Here is a 3,809-nt window from a genome sequence, read left to right on the forward strand (position 1 = left end):
CTAGATCCTGAATTTCACACAGGGGAGAAATCTACTTTGCTTGAATTTAAAGATTGGCAAAGTATTTATTTAAAAGATCCTATCAAAGGAAGCATAGCTCCTTGGACTAAAGCAGAAAAAGCTTATTATAAATCTTTAAAAACTAAAAAAGAAAGATATAAATATTTAGTTATAAGAAGTGGTATAAGAAGTGTTGTTATAGATATACCTTATGAAGCTATAGGAGCTGTAGATGAAAAAGGAAATGTAGATCCTAAATATGAAAAATTATATAGAATAGTAGATGATAATAAACATAATCTAAGATCAAGTTTATTTCATAATGAATGGGGTATGGCAGCAGGAATATTAGGTGATTATAAATACCTAGCTAATGATATGTCTCAAAATGGTTTTAATGCAAGATTTATCCAAGCTACTATACTTTATATACAATTAAGTGGAGGAAGTAGTATATTAGATAAACCTAATTTATTAGGTGCTATTTATGGTTATGCAGATATTGCTGTAGGAAGTGGTTTAGTAGGAGTGCATAAAAATCCTTTAAGAGAACAAGAGATTAAAACCTTAGCTAAGACTTTAAAACCTGATGAATTTGGTATGCTTCCTTTTATAGATGAGATTATGGGAGTAGATTGGGTGATTGATTATAATAAATATAGAATTGCTCGTGATGAATTTGGAAGTATGTATAAAGCCTTAAGAAGTGATATAGTTGAGGGCAAAATAAAAGATCCAAGGGATATAGATTCTACTTATGAAAGCAGAAGAGAATTTGATCATCATAGGGGAGGGTATTATAATGGCATGGTAAATGCTTATGGTTATGATATTCCAAATGATCGGAGTGAAGAAAGTGCACAATTAAGAATAGATTCTATGATATTAACTGCCAAATTAGCAGCCCTAACTCCTCCTCAAGGCTATCCTAATGCCCCTTATTATTTTACCCCTGAAAATCTAGAATGGTATTATAAAAGACATAAGCTTGATAGACTTCTTGATCCAAGAATCCCTGCTATTTATAGATATAATTTTCCGCAAGAACTTCGAGCTAAAATACTAGCTTATGCTAAAGAGCATAATATAAAAGAGTAAACCACAAAAGAAAGGAAAAACAATGCAAAAAATACTTCAAATCGATTTAGAAAAAAGAAAAGCTTTAGAGAATTTCAAAAATCTAGCTTTATTAGGATTAGGTGGAACAATGCTTTTAAATTTAAAAGAACAAGCTTTGGATTTTACTCAAGAATTAACTTATATAAATACTTATGATAAGTATTTAAATTTAAAGCTTGATTCTTTTTATATCCCTTCTACACTTTTATCTTTGCTTCAATTAACTCAAAAAAGCAAAGAAGCTTTTTATATCAATGTTTTAATCAATAGCGATACACATTATAAAAATCCTTTATTACAATATGCTATTACCCAAAAACAAGAACAAGAAAATATCGTTTATGCTTTAAAAAATAATGAAAATATTAATGCTTCTTTTGCAAATCTTAATGCTTTAAAATTAGCCTTAGAAGAAAAGAATTTTTATCTTAATTTTATAGATTTAAACAGCAAAGAAAGTCTTTTAAGTTTTTATAATCAAATAATAAGCAATAATCATTTTAGAAATTATTTTTATTTTAAAGATAATCAATTTTTTATTAAAAAAGATATAAAAAATAAAATTTTATTTCATAGTATTCACTCTTCTTCTATTATAAGTAATTATCTTAGATTGTTAAATGATTTTAATACTTTAAGCAAGATAGAACTCATAAATATATTAGAAAGTTTAAGTTTATACAATCTTTCAACTTTAATACAAACTATGCAAACTATACAATCAAAAAATGAATATAACTCAAAAGACTTTGATAAAGATAGTATCTTTTTATCTAATATGATTATGAATGTGAGATTGAAGTAAAAAGATAGTAGATTTGGTAAATTTAAATCTTGTTAAGTTTATTATTTAGTTCAAATAAAAAATATAAAAAAATATAGAAATTCAATAGAAGAAGAGAAGCTTAGTTAAAAGTTTGTTTGGTTAAGCCAAAGGGATTGTTCTAAACCCTGCAAAAGCAGGGGATACTCAAGAAGCCTTGACATAGCAAAGCATTAAGAGTATAATTATTAGAACAATGTTTAGCAATTTAATCACCGCCTTTCTAGGTTATGATTAATGCCAAAGGTAGCCGCCTTTGGCATCTACCTTTTATAATTATACCAAACAAACTCTTTAACTTCTTAAAACAGTCCATGAAAAGATTTTACTTTTTATTCTTTAGCACTTTGTTTTTTGCACCTTCATTTTTATTTGGTGCAACTGAAATAGCTAATAGCAATTTAATTTATACTTGGGGTTATGGCGATGTGATGAATGAAATCATGCAAGCTGTTAAAGGTATAACCACTGAAACAAGTTATATCGTTAATGCAGCCTTAGCTATCTCATTATTGCTTTTTAGTATCAAAAAAGCAATGGATGGACAAACAAATCCTGTGTTTGAATTTGGAAAAATGTTTATACTTTTTGCTGTAGTGTGGCAGATGTTTTTAAGGGCGCCAAATGACAATAATCACCGCTTCATGATTCACGATGAAGTAACAAGTAAAGATTATGTCATTTCTCAAATTCCTATAGGCATAGGAAAAAGCTTTGCATTAATGACACAATTTGAGAAGGTTATCCTAGAAGCTATGGAAAAACATTTTTCAACTCCACAATCTACAAATTTCTCTAACGCAGGTTTAGGTTTTTCACTTCAAGTGATGAGTACTTTACCAAGCGTAAAGCTTTCGGCTATTGATGCAACTTTGCAAAAAAATATTGATTTTTATTTTAGAAACTGCGTTTCAGTAGGTATCTTGCTTAATCAACAAGGTAGAAATCTTTTTCAAAACTCTGATAATTTAATGCAAGATCTTTTCACAAACATAGGCAATGGCTCTCAGCTTACTCCTTTGTTTAAAAATAACAATAATGTTGAAGAACAAAGTGTTGTGCCTTGTTCTGATGCAGGTCCTCAAATCGTTGAAATGATTCAAAACGATACAGATGAAGCTATGAAGATTCATGCTGCTTTGCTTGGTATGGTAGATGATATGACAAATTATGAGCAAAAGTTCTTAGGCGCTGCACAAATCTATAACGAACAAGCTGTAAGTGCTAGATCTTATTTACAGCAATCCATGATAATGCTTGCTTCTCAAGATGCAATCATTAATACCGCTAAATCAGTAGGATTAAATCCTGCTTCTGTGGCTGCAAATACTGCTTATGCGGATCAGCAATTTTATGCAAGTATGCAAGCACAAGGACACATGGCGCAAACTTATTTGCCTTTAGCTAAAGCTTATTTAACAGCTATTATCATAGGTTTATCTTGGCTTGTTGCTTTGCTTTCTATTGTATTTGGCTCTTACGCACATATTAAGATGTTTTTTACTCTATGTATTTGGATAGTGCTTTGGACTCCTATTCTTTGTATTATTAACTATCTAAATGATTATAATCTTATGAAAGTTGCACAAGTAATAACAGGTGGAAAAGCAGCTTTAAGCTTAGGAGATAATATGCTTATATTCAAAGAAGTAGCAAGTAGATCAAATTTCATGAATTATCTTGTAATGAGTACTCCTGTTTTAGCTTATGCTATAGCTAAAGCAAGTGAGCAAGGATTTATAACTTTTGCTTCTGGATTATCTCAAGCTCTAACAGGTGCTTCAAGAGCTGCTGGAAGCTTTGCAAATCAGCAAGCCTTATCTACACAAACTAGCATTGCTGCTCCTAGAGGAGATGAAGTTTGGGC

3 protein-coding genes are annotated in these 3,809 nt (G+C 30.0%); all 3 read left to right on the top strand.

Translation table 11 applies throughout. The features are described 5' to 3' along the window. On the top strand, nt 1-1,098 hold a 1,098-nt coding region (locus AJN58_RS05945; RefSeq protein ID WP_070233292.1), incomplete at its 5' end, for a hypothetical protein. 22 nt (nt 1,099-1,120) lie between these two features. Continuing rightward, nucleotides 1,121-1,924, top strand: a complete 804-nt coding sequence (locus tag AJN58_RS05950) for a hypothetical protein (RefSeq protein WP_070233291.1) — start codon at nt 1,121-1,123, stop codon at nt 1,922-1,924. Between the two features lie 332 nt (nt 1,925-2,256). Next, a partial coding sequence (locus AJN58_RS05955; RefSeq protein WP_148124193.1) for a conjugal transfer protein TraG N-terminal domain-containing protein occupies nt 2,257-3,809 on the top strand: 1,553 nt, incomplete at its 3' end.

Origin of the sequence: Campylobacter sp. BCW_4321, assembly GCF_001763075.1 — a bacterium.
Taxonomy (GTDB): Bacteria; Campylobacterota; Campylobacteria; order Campylobacterales; family Campylobacteraceae; genus Campylobacter_D; species Campylobacter_D jejuni.